Source organism: Pseudomonas sp. AC172, from assembly GCF_979258595.1.
The window spans coordinates 5,710,764-5,730,509 of the sequence record NZ_OZ409868.1; the positions used below are offsets into that span (position 1 = coordinate 5,710,764).

The 19,746-nt window shown below is 57.9% G+C and carries 21 protein-coding genes; 12 read left to right on the forward strand and 9 right to left on the reverse strand.

Annotated elements, in window-relative coordinates:
- Positions 1-29 precede the first annotated feature (29 nt).
- A complete protein-coding gene (locus ACZ0A4_RS25830) occupies positions 30-434 on the reverse strand; it encodes an acetyl-CoA sensor PanZ family protein (RefSeq protein ID WP_463576809.1) in 405 nt (134 codons plus the stop codon).
- A gap of 221 nt (positions 435-655) precedes the next feature.
- Here ACZ0A4_RS25830 and ACZ0A4_RS25835 point away from each other — a divergent pair, with 221 nt between their 5' ends.
- The 6 genes from ACZ0A4_RS25835 to hisF all read left to right on the forward strand — a co-directional run bounded on the left by ACZ0A4_RS25835 (position 656) and on the right by hisF (position 5,646).
- Entirely contained in the window at positions 656-2,320 is a 1,665-nt protein-coding gene (locus tag ACZ0A4_RS25835; RefSeq protein ID WP_463576810.1) for an OFA family MFS transporter, read from the forward strand.
- A gap of 273 nt (positions 2,321-2,593) precedes the next feature.
- The gene (gene hisB / locus ACZ0A4_RS25840) at positions 2,594-3,187 is read left to right on the forward strand and encodes an imidazoleglycerol-phosphate dehydratase HisB (RefSeq protein WP_007909204.1); all 594 of its coding nucleotides are present in this window, start codon (positions 2,594-2,596) and stop codon (positions 3,185-3,187) included.
- Positions 3,187-3,825: an imidazole glycerol phosphate synthase subunit HisH gene (hisH, locus tag ACZ0A4_RS25845; protein WP_008080553.1), complete on the forward strand. Its 639-nt coding sequence runs from the start codon at positions 3,187-3,189 to the stop codon at positions 3,823-3,825. Before hisB ends, hisH begins: the two co-directional genes overlap by 1 nt.
- A complete protein-coding gene (locus ACZ0A4_RS25850) occupies positions 3,826-4,086 on the forward strand; it encodes a DUF2164 domain-containing protein (protein WP_250602787.1) in 261 nt (86 codons plus the stop codon).
- A gap of 42 nt (positions 4,087-4,128) precedes the next feature.
- Positions 4,129-4,866: a 1-(5-phosphoribosyl)-5-[(5-phosphoribosylamino)methylideneamino]imidazole-4-carboxamide isomerase gene (hisA, locus tag ACZ0A4_RS25855; RefSeq protein WP_007909210.1), complete on the forward strand. Its 738-nt coding sequence runs from the start codon at positions 4,129-4,131 to the stop codon at positions 4,864-4,866.
- 9 nt (positions 4,867-4,875) lie between these two features.
- The gene (hisF, locus tag ACZ0A4_RS25860; RefSeq protein WP_007909211.1) at positions 4,876-5,646 is read left to right on the forward strand and encodes an imidazole glycerol phosphate synthase subunit HisF; all 771 of its coding nucleotides are present in this window, start codon (positions 4,876-4,878) and stop codon (positions 5,644-5,646) included.
- 76 nt (positions 5,647-5,722) lie between these two features.
- Here hisF and ACZ0A4_RS25865 read toward each other — a convergent pair whose 3' ends face one another.
- Entirely contained in the window at positions 5,723-7,210 is a 1,488-nt protein-coding gene (locus ACZ0A4_RS25865) for a trypsin-like serine peptidase (protein WP_463576811.1), read from the reverse strand.
- Between the two features lie 49 nt (positions 7,211-7,259).
- Positions 7,260-7,523, reverse strand: coding sequence for a hypothetical protein (locus tag ACZ0A4_RS25870; RefSeq protein WP_463577658.1), 264 nt, complete (start codon positions 7,521-7,523; stop codon positions 7,260-7,262).
- Between ACZ0A4_RS25870 and ACZ0A4_RS25875 the strand changes: the two genes are divergently transcribed.
- Positions 7,474-8,229, forward strand: a complete 756-nt coding sequence (locus ACZ0A4_RS25875; protein ID WP_463576812.1) for a substrate-binding periplasmic protein — start codon at positions 7,474-7,476, stop codon at positions 8,227-8,229. The genes ACZ0A4_RS25870 and ACZ0A4_RS25875 overlap by 50 nt on opposite strands.
- On the opposite strand, the gene ACZ0A4_RS25880 is transcribed toward ACZ0A4_RS25875, so the two are convergent.
- The 5 genes from ACZ0A4_RS25880 to gpmI form a co-directional block, all read right to left on the reverse strand.
- The gene (locus tag ACZ0A4_RS25880; RefSeq protein WP_463576813.1) at positions 8,210-9,586 is read right to left on the reverse strand and encodes a Vps62-related protein; all 1,377 of its coding nucleotides are present in this window, start codon (positions 9,584-9,586) and stop codon (positions 8,210-8,212) included. The two genes, ACZ0A4_RS25875 and ACZ0A4_RS25880, sit on opposite strands and share 20 nt — an antisense overlap.
- A 117-nt stretch (positions 9,587-9,703) precedes the next feature.
- Complete coding sequence (locus tag ACZ0A4_RS25885) at positions 9,704-10,480, reverse strand: divergent polysaccharide deacetylase family protein (RefSeq protein ID WP_463576814.1); 777 nt, start codon at positions 10,478-10,480, stop codon at positions 9,704-9,706.
- 2 nt (positions 10,481-10,482) lie between these two features.
- Entirely contained in the window at positions 10,483-11,802 is a 1,320-nt protein-coding gene (locus ACZ0A4_RS25890; protein WP_053116593.1) for a S41 family peptidase, read from the reverse strand.
- 31 nt (positions 11,803-11,833) lie between these two features.
- Positions 11,834-13,120, reverse strand: coding sequence for a murein hydrolase activator EnvC family protein (locus ACZ0A4_RS25895; RefSeq protein WP_463576815.1), 1,287 nt, complete (start codon positions 13,118-13,120; stop codon positions 11,834-11,836).
- Positions 13,121-13,373: 253 nt separating this feature from the next.
- A complete protein-coding gene (gene gpmI / locus ACZ0A4_RS25900) occupies positions 13,374-14,903 on the reverse strand; it encodes a 2,3-bisphosphoglycerate-independent phosphoglycerate mutase (RefSeq protein ID WP_463576816.1) in 1,530 nt (509 codons plus the stop codon).
- Positions 14,904-15,056: 153 nt separating this feature from the next.
- Here gpmI and ACZ0A4_RS25905 point away from each other — a divergent pair, with 153 nt between their 5' ends.
- From ACZ0A4_RS25905 to secB, 3 genes are read left to right on the forward strand one after another with little or no spacing between them, the layout of a single operon-like run.
- Positions 15,057-15,470 carry a rhodanese-like domain-containing protein gene (locus tag ACZ0A4_RS25905; protein WP_008080560.1) on the forward strand — a complete coding sequence of 138 codons (414 nt, stop codon included), beginning with the start codon at positions 15,057-15,059 and terminating at the stop codon, positions 15,468-15,470.
- A gap of 1 nt (position 15,471) precedes the next feature.
- Positions 15,472-15,726, forward strand: coding sequence for a glutaredoxin 3 (gene grxC / locus ACZ0A4_RS25910; RefSeq protein WP_008080561.1), 255 nt, complete (start codon positions 15,472-15,474; stop codon positions 15,724-15,726).
- 57 nt (positions 15,727-15,783) lie between these two features.
- Positions 15,784-16,269, forward strand: coding sequence for a protein-export chaperone SecB (gene secB / locus ACZ0A4_RS25915; RefSeq protein ID WP_007909233.1), 486 nt, complete (start codon positions 15,784-15,786; stop codon positions 16,267-16,269).
- A 123-nt stretch (positions 16,270-16,392) separates the two neighbouring features.
- Here secB and ACZ0A4_RS25920 read toward each other — a convergent pair whose 3' ends face one another.
- Positions 16,393-16,848 carry a tRNA (cytidine(34)-2'-O)-methyltransferase gene (locus ACZ0A4_RS25920; RefSeq protein ID WP_007909235.1) on the reverse strand — a complete coding sequence of 152 codons (456 nt, stop codon included), beginning with the start codon at positions 16,846-16,848 and terminating at the stop codon, positions 16,393-16,395.
- Between ACZ0A4_RS25920 and ACZ0A4_RS25925 the strand changes: the two genes are divergently transcribed.
- The gene (locus tag ACZ0A4_RS25925) at positions 16,847-17,287 is read left to right on the forward strand and encodes a hypothetical protein (RefSeq protein WP_463576817.1); all 441 of its coding nucleotides are present in this window, start codon (positions 16,847-16,849) and stop codon (positions 17,285-17,287) included. The two genes, ACZ0A4_RS25920 and ACZ0A4_RS25925, sit on opposite strands and share 2 nt — an antisense overlap.
- A gap of 191 nt (positions 17,288-17,478) precedes the next feature.
- A complete protein-coding gene (locus ACZ0A4_RS25930) occupies positions 17,479-19,449 on the forward strand; it encodes a leucine-rich repeat domain-containing protein (protein ID WP_463576818.1) in 1,971 nt (656 codons plus the stop codon).
- Positions 19,450-19,746 lie beyond the last annotated feature (297 nt).

A 19,746-nucleotide genomic window follows, 5' to 3' on the forward strand; every position in this document is an offset into this window, starting at 1 on the left:
GCGCTGCAAATGCCCGGTTCGGTGTGGCGTCATGTTGCCAGTGCCTCCAGCGGGACGTGCAACTTCGCGGCGATGGCCTGAGCTTCAAGATGCCCGGCAGGCGCCAGGAGGCGCAGTTCGGCCCCCGCTTGCGACGCCATTTCCTGCGCTTGGTTCACCAGCCGTTCAGCGACCCCACGGCGACGGGTAACTTTTCGTACGCATAAATGGGACAAGTACCAAACGTCATGGTGCCTTTGCAGGCGCGCGGCGCCGAGCAGGCGATCATTGAAACGTCCGGCAATAAAACAACCGTCAGCCAGGCTGCGCTCGATCAGATCGATCTCCCCGGAAAACGGCGCGAACAGCCACGGCGGCGCGTCGCGGTAGATTTTCTGCAAATCCTGCTGATCCTGATAACTGCTGACTTCAAGCGCCTGAACGATGATTGGCATGCGTTTCCCCGGGATAGAGATCAGATGACATGAAAAAAGGTGATATCAGTTTGGTTTTTCTGTCACCTGCAAATGGTAACCTTCGCCCGTTCGTCCGTCCTTCTGCGACTTAACGTCGCGCCTTCAAGGAGCTTCACCCAAAAAAACGGTCATGCCTGCGTGCATAAAGGCCGGGGGTGAACAGTGGCTGGCGAACCATACTAATAATTGGGGGATACACAATGAGCACGAGCATCACGGCGGACGGCCTCAAAGCCGATCAGCCCGCGTTCCTGTCCAAGGAACGCATCATCGCCAAGCCCGGTTTCAACCGTTGGCTGGTTCCACCGGCCGCTCTGGCCATCCACCTGTGCATCGGCATGGCCTACGGCTTCTCGGTGTTCTGGTTGCCGCTGTCCAAGGCGCTGGGCGTGACTGCTCCGGTGGCTTGCGCACCGGACATGAGCTTCCTCGCACAAGTGTTCTCGTCGCAATGCGACTGGCCGATCTCGATGCTCGGCTGGATCTACACGCTGTTCTTCATCTTCCTCGGCTGCTCGGCAGCGATCTGGGGTGGCTGGCTGGAGCACGCAGGTCCGCGCAAGGCCGGTGTGGTATCGGCACTGTGCTGGTGCGGCGGTCTGCTGATTTCGGCGCTGGGTATTTATACCCACCAGATCTGGCTGATGTGGATCGGCTCCGGCGTGATCGGTGGTATTGGTCTCGGCTTGGGCTATATCTCGCCGGTCTCGACCCTGATCAAGTGGTTCCCGGACAAGCGTGGCATGGCGACGGGCATGGCAATCATGGGCTTCGGTGGCGGCGCGATGGTCGGTGCACCGCTGGCAACTGCACTGATGAGCCACTTCGGCTCGGCTGAAGGTGTCGGCGTCTGGCAGAGCTTCGTGGCCATGGCTGCTATCTACTTTGTGTTCATGATCGGCGGCGCTCTGGCTTACCGCGTGCCGCCAACCGGCTGGAAACCTGAAGGCTGGACCGCGCCGGCGAAGAAAGCCGCAAACGCGATGATCACCAATCGCCACGTGCACGTGAATGTGGCGTGGAAAACTCCGCAATTCCGTCTGGTCTGGCTGGTGCTGTGCCTGAACGTATCTGCCGGTATCGGCATCCTCGGCATGGCTTCGCCACTGCTGCAGGAAGTGTTCGGCGGCAAACTGCTGGGTGTTGATGTGCCGTTTGGCCAGCTCGATGCCGGCCAACTGGCTTCGATCGCCGCGATTGCTGCCGGTTTCACCGGTCTGCTGAGCCTGTTCAACATCGGTGGTCGCTTCTTCTGGGCCTCGTTCTCGGACTACCTGGGCCGCAAAAACACCTACTTCGTGTTCTTCGCCCTGGGTTTTGCCCTGTACGCGCTGATTCCGAACATGGGTCACCTCGGCAACGTTGCGCTGTTCGTGGCGGCGTTCTGCATCATTCTGTCGATGTACGGCGGCGGTTTCGCCACTGTGCCGGCGTATCTGGCCGACCTGTTCGGTACGCAGATGGTTGGTGCGATCCACGGTCGTCTGCTGACCGCCTGGGCTGCCGCTGGCGTGCTCGGCCCGGTGCTGGTGAACTACTTGCGTGAATATCAGTTGAGCATCGGCGTTGAACGCGCCGCCGCTTACGACATCACCTTGTACATCCTCGCCGGCCTGCTGGTGCTGGGTTTCCTGTGCAATCTGATGGTGCGTCCGGTGGCCGACAAGTACTTCATGTCCGACGCTGAACTGGCTGCCGAACAGGCACTGGGTCACGACAAAGGTGCTGACGCCAGCACCGTTCTGGAGTGGAAAGCCGCGCCGGGCAGCAAGCCGCTGGCGATCGCTGCGTGGCTGGTGGTGGGTATTCCGTTGGCGTGGGGTGTGTGGGTGACCCTGCAGAAAACGGCGGTACTGTTTCACTAAGGTGTTAGCTGGATAAACACCGAACCTGTGGGAGCGAGCTTGCTCGCGAAGGCGGAATGTCAGTCGACATCAGTGTTGGCTGAACTACCGCTTTCGCGAGCAAGCTCGCTCCCACATTTGTTTTTGGTGCACCTGTAATGGCTTGTATGGACATGTCTACCCGCGACAGCCGGGGGTTCTATCCGTCAGCCATCTCACCTCTCGTGTTTCTGTTTCGGCCCCGCGTGCCTATAATGGCTGCCTTTTTCGCCCAATGATTTTGCGGAGCTGGTGATGGCCGAACGTAAGGCTTCTGTCGAGCGCGACACTCTGGAAACCCAGATCAAAGCCTCGATCAACCTTGATGGCACCGGAAAGGCCCGATTCGATATCGGTGTTCCTTTTCTTGAGCACATGCTGGATCAGATCGCCCGTCACGGGTTGATCGACCTGGATATCGAATGCAAGGGCGATCTGCATATCGACGACCACCATACGGTGGAAGACGTCGGTATCACCCTCGGCCAGGCATTTGCCAAAGCCATCGGCGATAAAAAAGGCATCCGTCGCTACGGTCATGCCTACGTGCCGCTCGATGAAGCGCTGTCGCGTGTGGTCATCGACTTCTCCGGTCGTCCAGGCCTGCAGATGCACGTGCCGTACACCCGCGCCACCGTCGGCGGTTTCGACGTTGACCTGTTCCAGGAATTTTTCCAGGGCTTCGTCAACCATGCGTTGGTCAGCCTGCACATCGACAACCTGCGTGGCACCAACACTCACCACCAGATCGAAACCGTGTTCAAGGCTTTCGGCCGCGCGCTGCGCATGGCCGTCGAGCTGGATGAGCGTATGGCCGGGCAAATGCCATCGACCAAAGGCGTTCTGTAATGCAGACGGTTGCAGTTATCGATTACGGCATGGGTAACCTGCACTCGGTGGCCAAGGCCCTCGAGCACGTCGGTGCCGGCAAGGTGCTGATCACCAGCGATGCCAACGTGATTCGTGAAGCTGACCGCGTGGTGTTCCCCGGTGTTGGTGCGATTCGCGATTGCATGGCGGAGATCCGTCGCCTCGGTTTCGATTCGCTGGTGCGCGAAGTCAGTCAGGATCGTCCGTTTCTCGGCATCTGTGTCGGCATGCAAGCCTTGCTCGACACCAGCGAAGAGAACGATGGCGTTGACTGCATCGGTCTGTTTCCGGGCGCGGTGAAGTTCTTCGGTAAAGACCTGCACGAAGACGGCGAGCACCTGAAAGTCCCGCACATGGGCTGGAACGAAGTGAAGCAGAAGGTCAGCCACCCGCTGTGGCATGACATTCCGGACATGGCGCGTTTCTACTTCGTGCACAGCTATTACATCGCTGCCGCTAACGCGCGGCAAGTGGTGGGTGGCGGTCATTACGGCGTCGATTTCGCTGCAGCGCTGGCCGACGGTTCACGTTTCGCCGTGCAGTTCCACCCGGAGAAAAGCCATACCCATGGCCTGCAATTGCTGCAGAACTTCGCTGCGTGGGACGGTCGCTGGTAAATGGCTGCCAAGAAATCCAGACCGCCGATTCTGACCCTCACTCCCGAACAGGAGAACGAGGCCAATCGCAAGATTCAGCGGTTCATGGAAGACCGTTTCGAGCTCGATCTGGGATCGTTCGAAGCGGGGGAAATTCTTGAGCTGTTTACCCGCGAAATTGCTCCGCACTATTACAACAGGGCGATTTTCGATGTGCAGACCCACCTCAAAGAGCGGTTTGAAAGCATCGAAAGCGACCTGTGGGCGCTCGAGAAAAACTGATTTCCGAGCCAAGCTGAACATTCAAATTTGAAGGTTTGCCAGATGCTGATTATTCCCGCTATCGATCTTAAAGACGGTGCCTGCGTACGTCTGCGCCAGGGCCGCATGGAAGATTCCACAGTGTTCTCCGATGACCCGGTGAGCATGGCTGCCAAGTGGGTGGAGGGCGGCTGCCGCCGTCTGCATCTGGTCGATCTGAACGGTGCTTTCGAAGGTCAGCCAGTCAATGGCGAAGTGGTCACCGCAATCGCCAAACGCTACCCGACCCTGCCGATCCAGATCGGCGGCGGCATCCGTTCGCTGGAAACTATCGAACACTATGTCAAGGCGGGCGTGAGCTACGTGATCATCGGCACCAAAGCCGTTAAAGATCCTGCATTCGTCGCTGAAGCCTGCCGCGCGTTTCCGGGCAAGATCATCGTCGGTCTGGATGCTAAAGACGGTTTTGTTGCGACCGATGGCTGGGCTGAAATCAGCACCGTGCAAGTCATTGATCTGGCCAAGCAGTTTGAAGCCGACGGCGTCTCCTCGATCGTTTATACCGACATCGCCAAAGACGGCATGATGCAGGGCTGCAACGTGCCGTTCACCGCTGCCCTGGCCGCGGCCACCAAGATCCCGGTGATCGCTTCCGGCGGCATCCACAATCTGGGTGACATCAAGTCGCTGCTCGACGCCAAGGCGCCGGGCATCATCGGCGCCATCACCGGCCGCGCGATCTACGAAGGCACCCTCGACGTCGCCGAAGCGCAAGCTTTCTGCGATTCGTACAAAGGCTGAGGACTGACCATGGCGCTGGCCAAACGCATCATCCCTTGCCTGGACGTGGACAACGGCCGGGTCGTCAAAGGTGTGAAGTTCGAGAACATCCGCGATGCCGGTGACCCGGTGGAAATCGCCCGGCGTTACGACGAGCAGGGCGCCGACGAGATTACCTTTCTCGACATCACCGCCAGCGTCGATGGCCGCGACACCACGCTGCATACCGTCGAGCGCATGGCCAGTCAGGTGTTCATTCCGCTGACCGTCGGCGGTGGCGTGCGTACCGTGCAGGACATTCGCAATCTGCTGAATGCCGGTGCGGACAAGGTGTCGATCAACACTGCGGCCGTGTTCAACCCGGAATTCGTTGGCGAAGCCGCGCAGCATTTTGGCTCGCAATGCATCGTCGTCGCCATCGACGCCAAGAAGGTTTCCGGCCCGGGCGAAACCCCGCGCTGGGAAATCTTCACCCACGGCGGGCGCAAGCCGACCGGCCTCGACGCGGTCGAGTGGGCGAAGAAAATGGAAGGCCTCGGTGCCGGCGAGATCCTGCTGACCAGCATGGATCAGGACGGCATGAAAAACGGTTTCGACCTCGGCGTAACCCGCGCGATCAGCGATGCGCTGGGCATTCCGGTGATTGCTTCCGGCGGTGTCGGCAACCTGCAGCATCTGGCTGACGGTATTCTCGAAGGCCACGCCAGTGCTGTATTGGCGGCGAGTATTTTCCACTTCGGCGAATACACCGTGCAGGAAGCCAAGGCCTACATGGCCAAACGCGGCATCGTGATGCGCTGATCAGGCTGAGTTTGCGTACTACCGGGCGGAACTCCATGAGGGTTATTCACCGCCCGGCTTGTTGACGCACGACGGCTCAAGGTTTTTGTAGTGTATCTGTACGCACAGTTGACGTATTGAAATCGCGATCCATGGTGTAGCTGCACAGCGTCAGTGGCAGGGCATCATTGGGTACCAGAAAACTGTCGTCTATCTTGCTGTAACTTCTGGAATCGATGGCGGCACAGTCCGTTGAGTTCACAGCCCCAACGTATATCTGAGTCCAGATATTGCGATCTGTGGTTTCACGGTATTCGATCAACAGATCTTCACTACCAGATTTGATGTGCGGGGTTGGCTCAGGCAGTCGAATTCCGCCGGGATTGACCAGTCGTGCCGGCAGAATTTGTGCATTGCGCAGTTTTCCCTCGATAATTTCTTGATCGACTGAGTCGACACCCATCAGGCACAGATAATATAAACCCGCTTCGCTGCCGATCGTTTTATTAATAAGGCCGGCACTGATCTTAATCGGGTCGCTGTAGTGTTCTGGTAAGTAACAGGCCTGTGCGTCGCGCACAGTTTTAAAACGAAAGAAGTCGGTGTTCATTGAAAACCTGACGTCCCAGGTTGGCCCGTTTTCATGGCCTTTGTTCGGTGCTTTATAAAGAGTAACGTCTGCGTTGTTTCTGGCTCTGAAGTTAAAGTCGGGCTTTAGCGTACAGGCAGCTGCGTCCTTGTTGAAGCGACCCGCCGAGAAGCAGGACATCAGGTAATCGATGGGAAAACTTTGACTGGCCTCGTCAGGCAATATGGATTGACGGGGAGGGTTTGCACAGAGTCCATGCCAGAAGCACAAATCGTCTGCTGTGATGCCGTAGGTGGTTCCCGACATCACACCGGTGACTTCCCTTGTTGCGATGTCCATGACCGGGGAGCCGGACGAGCCCGGTTCGATGCCTTTGCAATCCTGCTTCTGATAATCGGTATGGACGGTCAGGTACTTGATCAGCGTGGTGTTTGCCGGCTCTTGAGTGCAGGACGAAAGCCTGAGGCCCGGGGCGCTCAAGGGTGCGCCAATGACATTGACCGGACCGGGTTTTTCAGGCGCGTTGCGTCCCAGCTTGAGTGGACTGATGCCGTCGTCGATCACCGCTTGCAGCGAAGTGTTCAATTCCATAACCGCGACATCGGTGCCGGCGAGGCTTGCCCACTTGACCTGTTGAATATCGTAAAGCCTGGCATCGAGAAGAGTGTCTTGAAAATAGTTGAATTGCATTTGGCCCTGATAGGCCATATCAGCGGCTGTTCCAATCCAGATTGAGGCGCAGTGTCCGCTGGTCAGGATATACGCCGGGCCGTTCGAGTTATTGTCAGAGTCGCGGGTGTCGATAAGAAAAGCGGTGCAATAGCGACGGTCTCCTTTGATGATCTGCCCGATGCCATTTAAATGATTGTTCTGGCCGTCAGCATTATTCAAAAGAACAGGCTCCGCGGCTTCCGGAAAACTGTATGCGCAAGACGTCAGCGTGAATGTAATTGTTAGCAGTGCGAGAGTTGTTGTCAGTTTTGATCTGTAATTCATGACCGATCCCTGGTCTAGCGTGGAAGTTATGTTGGTTGTTGTTGGAACTTTAATTTAATTCGTTTTTTTGGTGTTGTTGGCGCTGTAGCAAAATGTGAGTTGCAGGCTCTTCAAAACTGGTTTTATTGGTTGATAAACAACTGAAAAAAACGTCCTGCTGACGCTTGTCACTCGAGCGCAGTGCATTGACTCCGTACAGGCCAGTGGACAGCATGGCGCACCCAAGGCACTCTTGGGCACGCCATGGATTTCGGTAGCCCGACATGATCAAACGCCTGCTTCTTGTTCTCGCCAGCACATCAATGTTGCTCATCAACACTGTCCGGGCCGAAAACAGTCCCGACACCGATCTGGTGCTTCTCACCGAAAACTTCCCGCCGTACAACATGGCGAAAGATGGCAAGAACTTCGCCAAAGGCGAGAACATCAATGGCATCGCCACTGACATCGTCCGTGAAGTGTTCCAGCGTGCCGGCATCACCTATAGCCTGACCCTGCGTTTTCCATGGGAGCGTGTCTATAAACTTGCGCTGGAAAATCCCGGTTATGGCGCCTTTGTGATGGCGCGTCTGCCGGACCGTGAAAAACTCTTCAAATGGGTTGGTCCCATCGGACCTGATGACTGGATCATGTTGGCCAAGGCTGACAGCAAGATCACCCTCGAGACTCTCGACGACGCGCGCAAGTACAAGGTTGGCGCCTACAAGGGCGATGCGATTGCCGAGACGTTGGCCAAACAAGGCCTGAAGCCGATTGTGGTGCTGCGCGATCAGGACAACGCGAAGAAACTGGTCAATGGTCAGATTGATCTGTGGGCCACCGGTGATCCTGCCGGGCGCTATCTGGCGCGGCAGGATGGGGTCACCGGCCTGAAAACCGTGCTGCGCTTCAACAGTGCCGAGTTGTACCTGGCGCTGAACAAGGACGTCTCCGATGAAGTCGTCGCCAGGCTTCAGGCTGCGCTGGATCAGCTGCGCAAGGAAGGGGTGGTCGACGAAATCATGGCGCGCTATCTATAGCAACCTCCAGGTCCGGTTGTGGTTGCGCGCTAACGTTGGTGCCATCGATGTCCGGATCTGCCGGGGTGTCTGTCGTCAGTGGCGGACATGCACTGACGACCTCGACGGACTCCGGCGGATATTGCGTCAACAGCACGCTTGAATCGTCGGTATAACCAAAGTCGACCGCTACTTGAGTGCCGTCTTCCCGTACCAACTCGTAATGGCTTTGCATGTGATAAACCGCGACGGCTGTTTGCTTCGGCGCCATGCCAATCACCACTTGAGGTCGTAGCTCGTTCCAGCCGCTGGAAGACGTCTCGGTGTGGGTCAAACTCTTCGTCAGGCAGGCTGAGAACTTTGTCAGGCGGATATCGCTGAGAGGCATGGTCGGCCAGGCTTTGACGATTTCCATGGCGGTAAAACCCTGGAACATGCGCATCGTCACCGCGTCTTGCGCACGCGGCGCCGTCCATTTAACGACCCGATACTTGTCCGATTCATTGTGCTCGTGACCAATGAGCACGTATTCGTCAGTTCTTTTCAGTTCGTAGTAGGGCGAATTGCGAAATTGTTCGCCGGGATGAGCATGGTCTCGCACTACAAACCAAGGCAGGCGGGCAATCTGGGTGACGGTGGCAGGTTCGTTTACTGCGGGCTTCGCGTACCCGGTCAGAGTCGGAATTGGCGGCGGTGCGCTGACTTGTAGCGGGATTTGCATGCGCAGGCTGTACGCCGTCGAGGGTGCTACAGGCTTGCTATAACCCTGGATGCCCACGAAGGTGCAGGGCGCAAAATGGATGTCGCCTGCGGCGGCAGTCGGCGGTTCGATGCCAAAGGCGCTGAAACTGAGTTTGGCGCCGCTGCCCTTGTCATTCCAGATCAACTCGCCGACGTTCGCTGCGATCACCAGGTCGAGCCTGACGCAGCGCACCGAGTTCAACGAAGGTTTGCAGTGATCGTTGGAGCACACGAGCCCCAGAGCAACGTAGCCGACAGGGGCCAAAGGTCGCCAGATCGACATGGGCGTGACACTGGGCGCCCCGGTTTCTTTCCAGACCAGGTCAAAATCGACAGGGCGGGCAAGGGCCTTTCCTTTAGTGCTTACGGCCCCCTCCATATCTTTCTCGCAGACCACGGCTGCGACCATTTCGCCATTGATATTGGTGTTGCCGGGAATGAGCACGTCGCCCAGCGGAAAGTAACCCGGCAATGCATCCGGAGCAGGGGTGGGGTGCCAGAACGTGGCGGTTTTTGCTTTTGAACCGTTGGTGCTCCAGACCCGGTGGAACTCCGTGGTGAAGTTGATCAGCAGATTGTCCTGCGTGATCGGTTCCATCTGTTTGGGATGGGCTGTGGTGCTGTTTTCGATAGTCATGATGATTCCTGATAGTTGAAAGCGACGCGAGGGCGTCACGACCTGTTGCAGGTCGCACTATCGGGAACGGAGATGGTTATCGGGTAGTAACTATGTATGTGTCAGCGTCACAAAGTGCTACCGATACACGCCGTCCTTGCCATGGCCAGCCATGGCGCGATTGCTGCGCAGGCTGATCATCTGTTTGATATCGATCCACTCGATGCCCTGAGCCTTCAACTTCGGCAGTTCGCGCTCCAGTACTGCCAGCGTTTGCGGATACGGATGGCCAATCATCACCGCCGAACCCTGTTTGCGCGCCAGGCTGATCGCAGTCTGCAGTTGCGTGTAGATCGCCGCTTCAGTGCGTTCGTCATCGAGAAATACATCCCGTGACACACTCGCCAGATCGATCTTCTGTGCCTGCTGGGCGGCGACGGTCTGGGCGCTGGTGCGGCTGTCGACGAAGAACTTGTGCCGGCGCTGCAATTGGCCCATCAACCACGCCATCGCCACCGGTTGCGCGGTCATGCGACTGCCCATGTGGTTATTGATGCCAGCAGTGTAGGGGACCATTTTGAACGCGGCGTTCAGGCGTTTTTCCAGCTCTTCGATGGGCAGCTCCGGGTGCCAGGCATAAGGCCCGGTAGCCGGATCCATGGGCATGTGCAGGATGACAATCTTGCCGGCGCGATGGGCCTCGCGGGCGAACTCGGTGGCGTGAGGGGTATCAGGCATGATCGCCGTGGTCACCGGGCCGGGCAGGGCCAGCACGCGGCGATCCCGGGGCAGGTTCTGCCCCAGGTCATCGATGATCAGTGTCAGGTAGGCTTTGTGCGATGTTGAACTGGCGGGCTCCGCATGAGCAGCACCCGCCAGACAGCACAACAGAACGAAGACGAAACGCAAAGGCATCCTCAGCGGCCGGATGTGATGCTCAGCCCTTTGAGCAGGCTCAGGGCCTGGGCCAATTGGTAATCGTCATCCTGTGGCATGGCTTTGGGCTTGGCACCGGAACCGGTCGGTTTGTCCGCGCCGCCGTTGCCGTTGCCCAAGTGACCTTGCAGGTCGGCTTCCTTGAAGTAATCGCCATCGGCCTCGTTGGTGATCTTGGCCTTGCGTACTTCGATGTCAGGGACGATGCCCTGGGCCTGAATCGAGCGGCCGTTCGGCGTGAAGTACAGCGCCGTGGTGATTTTCAGGGCGCGGTCGTTGTTCAGCGGCAGCACGGTTTGTACCGAGCCCTTGCCGAAACTGGTGGTGCCCATGACCACGGCGCGTTTCTGGTCCTGCAGGGCGCCGGCGACGATTTCCGACGCCGAGGCGCTGCCACCGTTGATCAGCACAACCATTGGCACCGCTTCGCTTTCGTCTTTGCCGGTGGCAGAGAAGCGCAGTTCGGAGTTGGCGATGCGGCCTTTGGTGTAGACGATCAGGCCTTTGGTGATGAAGTGGTCGACCACTTCCACCGCCGCCTGCAACACGCCGCCCGGGTTGTTGCGCAGGTCGAGAATGATACCGTTGAGCTTCTTGCCGTTGTCCTTGCGCAGCTTGGCCAGGGCCTTGGAGACCTCCTCGCCGGTCTTGACCTGGAACTGGGTGATGCGGATGTACGCGTAGCCGGTTTCCAGCAGCTGCGCCTTGACGCTCTTCACCTGAATCACCGCGCGTGCCAGCGTTACGTCGAACGGCGTGCCACCATCGCGCACCAGGGTCAGGGTGATTTTCTGGCCGATCTTGCCGCGCATCTTGTCGACGGCTTCGGTCATGGTCTGGCCACGTGTCGGCTGACCGTTGATCTTGACGATGAAGTCACCAGCCTGAATGCCGGCCTTCGACGCCGGGGTGTCATCGATTGGCGAGACGACTTTGATGAAACCGTCTTCGGCGCCGACTTCAATACCCAGGCCACCGAACTCACCGCTGGTGCTTTCCTGCAGCTCGGTGAAGTCTTCAGGGCCGAGGTAGGCCGAGTGCGGATCAAGGTTGCTGAGCATGCCCTTGATCGCGTTTTCCAGCAGGGTCTTGTCGTCCACCGGCTCGACGTAAGCGGCTTTGATCCGGTCCATGACCTCGGCAAAGGTGCGCAACTCTTCCAGCGGCAACGGCGCCTTGGAGGTCGCGGCAGTGCCTGCCGGAGCGACGGCCGGGGCCGGTTGCGCGGCGAACGCCAAAGGCGCGCCGATCACCAGGGCGATCGTCAGGGCCAGCGAGGTAAGGCGGGACAAATGCAGCATGTCGAACGAACTCCTGAATTAGATGGTGCGCTTATCCTTGCGCACGACACCATTGCGCCGGATCACTCGGGTGACCCTGCTGACGAATTGCGAAATACAGCGCTGATGTATCCTGGCCGCCACTGTTACCGACAGTGGAGATGGACTCACCGGCTTTTACCACGTCACCGGCCGACTTGAGCAGCGTCTGGTTGTGACCGTAAAGACTCAGAAAACCGTTGCCGTGATCAAGGATCACCAGCAGCCCGGCACCGCGCAGCCAGTCGGCGAACACCACGCGACCACCGTGTACGGCATGCACCTGGCTGCCGGCGGAGGCGCTGATCATCACGCCGTCCCACTTGGTGCGAGCGTCGTCGCCACGGCTTTCGCCGAAGCGTGCCAGCAGTCGACCATCAACCGGCCATGGAAGTTTTCCCCGGGTTGCAGCAAAAGGACCACCGAAGGTCTCGCCGCTGCTGGAGACCAGCGCGCCGGGAGTGGATTTGACCGGTTTCCGTGGGGCGTCGCTGTTTTCAGCCTGCGCCTCACGCAAACGCTTTTTTTCCGCTTCCTGCTGGGCGATCAGCGCTTTCTGCCGCGCCTCTTCTGCCTCACGGGCCTGGCGGGCCAGGGTTTCTTCAATGGTTTTAAGGACTTTAGACAGGTCTGCCTGATCCTGCTCGCGCGCAGCCAATTTCTGATCGCGGGCTTTCACGTCATCGTTGAGCTTGGCGAGGACCTGCTGACGTTCCTTGCGAACATTTTCCAGTTCGTCGCGCTGGGTATCGAGGCTGCTTTTCTGCACCAGCAACTGCGCCTGCTGGGCGGCAATGTCTTTTTCGACATTGGCCAGTTGGCGCAGGGTCTCGTTGAAGTTCTTCAACTGCTCCAGGCGGGCCTGGCTCAGGTAATCGTAATAGGTGAGGGTGCGGGCGAATTTCTCGGGATTCTGCTGGTTGAGCAGCAGCTTGAGGTATTCCTGCCGACCGTTCTGATAGGCCGCTCGGGCCTGAATGGCGATCAGTCGCTGCTGTTCAGTGCGCGCGCTCTGGAGTTTTTTTTTCTCTGCATCGAGTCGCTGCAGCTCGGATTCGCTTTTCTGCAGTTCTTTCTGCAGTGCGTCGACCTGCTTCTGCAACTTGCCCAGCTCGGTTTCGGTGCCCTTGAGCTCTTTCTGCACGCCGGATTTTTCTTCCTGGACTTTGCCCAGCAGCTTTTTCAGCTCGGCAATGTCCTGACGCGTGGCGTCCAACTGCTGTTGGGTTTGCGCGCGCTCGTCAGCGAAGGCCGGTTGGAGCAGGCAGGTCAGAGCGAGGGCGATCAGGACGCGGAGCATAGAGGCGGGCGGCACCAGGGTAAGGGACGGCCTAGTATGCCCGCCCGAGGCTGCAAAAAAAACGCCCAATTGGGGCTGTGTGATAACTGGAGCTAGCAATAGACCCGATTCCATTTCGAAAACTCCATAAACCACTGTGGGAGCTGGCTTGCCGGCGATGGCTTCTGCACCTTCAACATAGATGTTGGCTGTCAGATTGCTATCGCTGGCAAGCCAGCTCCCACAGGGTTTTGCGGTGTTTTGGCGATTCGGGTCAGACCAGAATCGAACTGCCGGTCATTTCCGCCGGTTTTTCCAGTCCCAACAGCTTGAGCATGGTCGGCGCCACATCCGCCAGCACGCCGCCTTCACGCACTTTCAAATCGCGCTTGCCGACATAAATGAACGGCACCGGCTCGGTGGTGTGCGCGGTGTGCGCTTGGTGGGTTTCTTCATCGGCCATTTTTTCGACGTTGCCGTGGTCAGCGGTGATCAGCGCTTCGCCGCCGACCTTTTCCAGTGCTTCAACGATGCGACCGACGCAGGTGTCGAGGCATTCAACCGCTTTCACTGCTGCGTCGAATACACCGCTGTGGCCGACCATGTCGCCGTTGGCGTAGTTGACCACGATCACGTCGTAACGCTGGTTTTCGATGGCCTCGACAATGCGGTCGGTCACCTCAGGCGCGCTCATTTCAGGCTGCAAGTCGTAAGTGGCGACTTTCGGCGAAGGGATCAGGATGCGCTCTTCGCCCGGGAACGGTTCTTCACGACCGCCGGAGAAGAAGAACGTCACGTGCGCATATTTCTCGGTTTCAGCAATGCGCAGCTGGGTTTTGCCGTTTTTCGCCAGATAGTCACCGAGGACGTTCTCCAGGCTGCCCGCCGCGAACGCCGACGGTGCCGGAATGCTGGCGGCGTATTGGGTCAGCATGACAAAACCGGCCAGTTTTGGCTGGCGGACGCGCTCGAAATCCTTGAAATCGTCCTCAACGAACACGCGGGTCAGTTCACGGGCGCGGTCGGCGCGGAAGTTCATGAACACCACGGCGTCGCCGTCTTCGACTTTCACCGGCTCACCGATGGTCGTGGCTTTGACGAATTCGTCGCTCTCACCGCGAGCGTAAGCCGCGTCCAGACCTTCCTGCGCGGTGGCGGCATTGAATTCGCTGTTGCCGTCGACAATCAGGTTGTAGGCCTGAGCGACACGATCCCAACGGTTGTCACGGTCCATGGCGAAGTAACGGCCGATAATGCTGGCGATGCGGCCCTTGCCCAGTGCCTGGAAGGTCGCATCGAGCAGTTCGATCGACGAGGCTGCGCTTTTCGGCGGCGTGTCGCGGCCATCGAGGAAGGCGTGCAGGTAAATTTTCTCGGCGCCGCGCTTGAAGGCCAGTTCGGCCATGGCGATCAGGTGATCCTGGTGGCTGTGCACGCCACCATCGGAGAGCAGACCCATGAAATGCACGGCCTTGCCGGCGGCCACGGCTTTATCCACAGCGGCGCAAATGGTCGGGTTCTCGAAGAATTCGCCGTCGCGGATCGATTTGGTCACGCGGGTGAAGTCCTGATACACCACGCGGCCGGCGCCGAGGTTCATATGGCCGACTTCAGAGTTGCCCATCTGGCCGTCCGGCAGACCGACGTCCATGCCGCTGCCCGAGATCAAGCCATTCGGCACGCTGGCCCAGAGGCGATCGAGAACAGGCTTCTTCGCCGCGAAAACGGCGTTGGATTCGGGGCTGTCGCTGTGACCGAAGCCGTCGAGAATCATCAGGACCAAAGGTTTAGGCGTGGTAGTCATGGAATCCACTCGTGGCTAATAAAGAAGAGGGCGATGGAAAAGGGAGTTGGAGTTTAAAGCTAAGTTCCGACCGCGTCACCGCCGGACGGGGTTTGGCCGACCATAGTGGCTGTGTATACTGGCCGACATTTTAACGCCCTGGAACCTCCTTCGATGGTTGCTCACCTGATTGAATTTGCCACTAACCACTACATTCTTGTCGGTATCTTCGTCGTACTGCTGGCTCTGCTGCTGGCGCACACGATGCAGGGCGGCGGTAAAAGCCTGAGCACCGGCGAGCTGACCGCACTGGTCAATAAAGATGCAGGCGTGGTGGTGGACATCCGTCCGGCCAAGGATTTCGCTGCCGGCCACATCGTTGGTGCGATCAACATTCCCCAGGACAAACTGGCTGCGCGCACCGCCGAGCTGGAAAAGCACAAGGCCAAGACCATCATTCTGGTCGACGCTCTGGGCCAGACCGCCGGCACCCACGCCCGCGAACTGATGAAATCCGGCTTCACCGCCGCCAAGCTGTCCGGCGGGATCTCCAGCTGGAAAGGCGATAACCTGCCGCTGGTGAAGTGATATGAGCGAAGTCATCGTCTACTCCAGCGATTACTGCCCTTACTGCTCGCGCGCCAAGTACCTGCTCGAGAACAAAGGCGTGGCCTTCAAAGAGATCAAGGTCGATGGCAAGCCGCAGGTGCGCGCCGAAATGGCCCAGAAAGCCGGGCGCACGTCCGTGCCGCAGATCTGGATCGGCAGCAAGCACATCGGCGGTTGTGATGATTTGTATGCCTTGGAGCGCGCCGGCAAGCTCGACGCGCTGCTCAAGGCCTGAACGGCTGCACCCACGTACAGCAATCCCTAAAAGACCCAAGATCGATAAGGATCTGAGATGACTGACCAACAGAACACTGCAGCCAGCGAAGAAGAAACCGCACCGCAATTCTCCTTGCAGCGCATCTACGTACGCGACCTGTCCTTCGAAGCCCCGAAAAGCCCGGCGATCTTTCGCCAGCAGTGGGATCCGGCAGTCGCGCTGGATCTGAACACTCGCCAGAAAGCACTGGAAGGTGATTTCTACGAAGTCGTGCTGACTCTGTCCGTCACCGTGAAAAACGGTGAAGAAGTCGCCTTCATCGCTGAAGTGCAACAGGCCGGTATTTTCCTGATCAAGAACCTCGATGCGGCTTCGATGAGCCACACCCTGGGTGCGTTCTGCCCGAACATCCTGTTCCCGTACGCGCGCGAAACCCTGGACAGCCTGGTGACCCGTGGTTCGTTCCCGGCGCTGATGCTGGCCCCGGTGAACTTCGACGCTCTGTACGCGCAAGAATTGCAGCGCATGCAGGAAAGCGGCGAGACGCCAACCGTTCAGTAAGACGGTTTAGCAACACCCCATGTGGGAGCGAGCTTGCTCGCGATAGCGGTCTGTCAGACACATCAATGTTGACTGACACTCCGTAATCGCGAGCAGGCTCGCTCCCACATTTGTTTTGCGGTGTTACTTGAAGTCGTTCTGGCGCCAGGCTTCGTATACAGCGACGGCGACGGTGTTGGACAGGTTCAGGCTGCGGCAGCCTTCGCGCATCGGCAGACGCAGGCGCTGTTCCGGCGGCAGCGCGTCGAGTACTTCCGGCGGCAGGCCACGGCTTTCCGGGCCGAAGATGAACGCATCGCCAGGAACAAACGCGGCATCATGAAACGGCCGCGAGCCTTTGGTGGTGAACGCGAACAGCCGTGGATTACCCAGGCTTTCCAGGCAACTTGCCAGGTCCGCGTGACGCTGCAGCGTGGCATATTCGTGGTAATCGAGACCGGCACGGCGCAAGCGCTTGTCGTCCATCTCGAAACCCAACGGTTCGATCAAATGCAGGTGGCAGCCGCTGTTGGCGCACAGCCTGATAACGTTGCCGGTATTCGGCGGAATTTCTGGTTGAAAAAGGATGACGTGAAACATGCACGGCTCCGAAGGTAAAGATGAGCGGCATTCTACGCCGCCTGTGGACAACCGTTCGAAACTATTCCCGCGTGTCATCGGTTCGCTGGCGATTGTTGGCGTGATGATCGGTTTGATGATTGGTCGCCTGACCACGCCGGATCCGACGGTGTTGCAGCAGGTCGAGGTCACGGATCAAGGGTTGGTGGTGTGGTTCAACAATGAGCCCAAGCTGCACGGTGAAATCATTGATGGCACGGTGGCGCTGTTGTTCCAGGCTGAAGGCAAAGCGCAGAAAGGCCAACTCAGGCTCAACGGCAAAGACGTGAATTGGCGTACGCGCAGGAGTGACGGTGGCTTGCTGCTGACGGTGCTGGCGGCGCGGCCACTACAGGGCGACTGGGCCGGCAGCAAGGTCGACGACCGCTGGCGGCTGGAGATCCGTTTGCGAATGAACTGATCGCAAACCTGTCGTTCCTCTCTTGTACTCCTACGTTTCCTGGCGTTGTTTCCCACTTCGCCAGTCTGCCTTTCCTATCTCCTTCAACACCTGCGCACGCTATCGTGCGCTCCTCTTTCAAATCGGCAGGATGCCGATCCCTTCGTTCCTTAGGCAAATGCGGAGGGCGACTTTTTCAAGGATGAAAAAACATGCCAGTAAAACCACCGCGCGGTAGCGGTACCCACGTGGATGTTCCCGGCAGCTCGAATCGATCGGTGGAGGTGGACACTTCGCTCCCCGGTCCCTCAGGCCGCAGAGGCGTCGACTCAGGTATTACTCTCGACAATCCGCAGTCGCGAGCCAGCGCTACAGACATTGATGTCATTCATCCGGCTCCGACCGTCGAAGTTCAGACGATTCCCGCTGAAACTCGTCTGCCAGCATCTCAGCCTTCGCTGGACCATTACGTAGTCAATGCCCGAGCAATACTTCCAGAAGTCAACAGTGAAGGTTTAAGGGTTTTTAACAAGCGTACTTACGCTGACGTGGCTGGTGGCGACCTTGTTCTTGTCGCCGTGGATCCGGAAACGGGATTGCATCGAGCCCGACGGACAAGCGAGTTGCTTTTGGGTCCGGTGATGCTGCGCGATGCCGACAGCGGCCTCTGGTACCAGCGTGAGGTCGTTGAGCCAGCCACACGAGCGCAGGTTAAACAGTATTTTCCGGATTCGACCGATCAACACGCAGATGACTTTATCGCCCGGTTCAGTGACAGGGATGTGGCAGATGTGGAGCTTAAGCATATTCAACTTGGGCTTGCTCAAATGGGCAGCGAACACGTCAGCATCCCCCGCCACCAAAATCACGTTCCAGGGGACCATGAGATACATGAGGCGTTTGCCATGTGGAGCACGCTACGCCAATTGTACAAGTGGCAAAGTCAGCCTGATCAGCGGGTCTATAGCGATGGGCGGCTATCGGGTTTCAAGCTGGATATCAATCTCACGCTATGGCCAGTCGATAAGTTGCTTTCATTGAGGTTCAACTCAGTCGTTGCTCTTACGTTAAGAGGTAATGCACCGCTGAACCCTGAGGTTTTTTTTGCGCAGTTTCCAAACATTGAAAGTCTGACGGTAACAAGCCAGCTAATCACCAGAAGATCCTTCGGCGCCTCTCTATATGAGCGGGCTTACTCAAGATTCAATATGGATTCGCGCTTTACCGAGCAATTAGTGAAGCTCCCCCATTTACGAGAATTGAACCTGCAGGATTGTGATTTACAGGCAAGTTTTTCGCTGAGGGGCATGACCAGACTGCAGGTATTGAGGCTTGGTAGCACACAGGGACCAGCGGTGAATGATTTGCCCGGTGCGTTGCGGTTTGGGGTACCTGTTCAACGCCAGAACGATTCTTTGCAAACGGATCCTGATATTTCCGGGATGACCGAGTTGCGTGTGCTGGATCTGACGGGAGCTGGAATACGCCGAATACCTATCGGGCTTGATGCCGACAACGGCCGGTCAAGCCTGGAAGTATTAAGGCTTGGCAGCAATGCGCTTTCTGTCGCACCTTCACTCAAAGCAATGACTGCGTTGCAGGAGCTGGATCTTTCCAACATGGGGTTAGACAGATTTCCGGAGGGCATCACCAACGAGATTCCCGGGAAACTGTTGAACCTGGCGAACAATCGGATTACCTCGATCCCGGAATCCGTTGAACTCAGAGCAGGCTTCAATCTCATCGGCAATCCAATAACGGATCCGGCCTCACTCCGGCGGTTGATAGGTGCACGGATAAAAATCGACTCCGATATTTGGTTGGGAGCAGAAAGTAATGATGTGTCGGCAAAACTTTGGTTGCAGCATGTGCCGACAGAGGACGTACCAAGAAAACAGGAACTCTGGGCCAGTGTTGGTGATCTTTCCAGCAGGCTTCGGAAACTGAGTCGTACGCCTGAGTTTCACGTTGAGTATCCGCTTCTGCAGCGGCGGGTCTGGTGGTTTCTCGAGGTTTACGTCAAAGCTGACGCTAGCGATAAGGCACGGCTGACAGACATTCTGATCAGTGAACCCAGCCCTGGAAAAATGCTCGACAGGCTTGAAACACAAATACGGGAATATGACTCGGGGCGGCAAAACCAGCCCCTGCACCATTTACCCAAACGTCCGAAGCTTGATTAACGCCGGGCTGAACGCCCGGCGAGGGGTGTAAAAGCGGGAATCCCTGACCTGCCTGTATCAGGGTTCCCAAAAGGGTGGACTTCGCTGTTGGCGTCGGTCCGGTGTAAAGAGGGAACCCCCGGCCTGCCTGTACCAAGGATCCCAAAAGGGTGGGCTCGTCGCGTAGCGGTGTGAGCCCGGAGTAAAGAGGGGAATCCCCGGCCTGCCTGTACCAAGGTCCCCGAAACGGGTGGTGAATCGAATCACCTGTCAGAGGTATTGCAGGGGACGTGCCAGGTTTTAATTTGTTGAAACAAA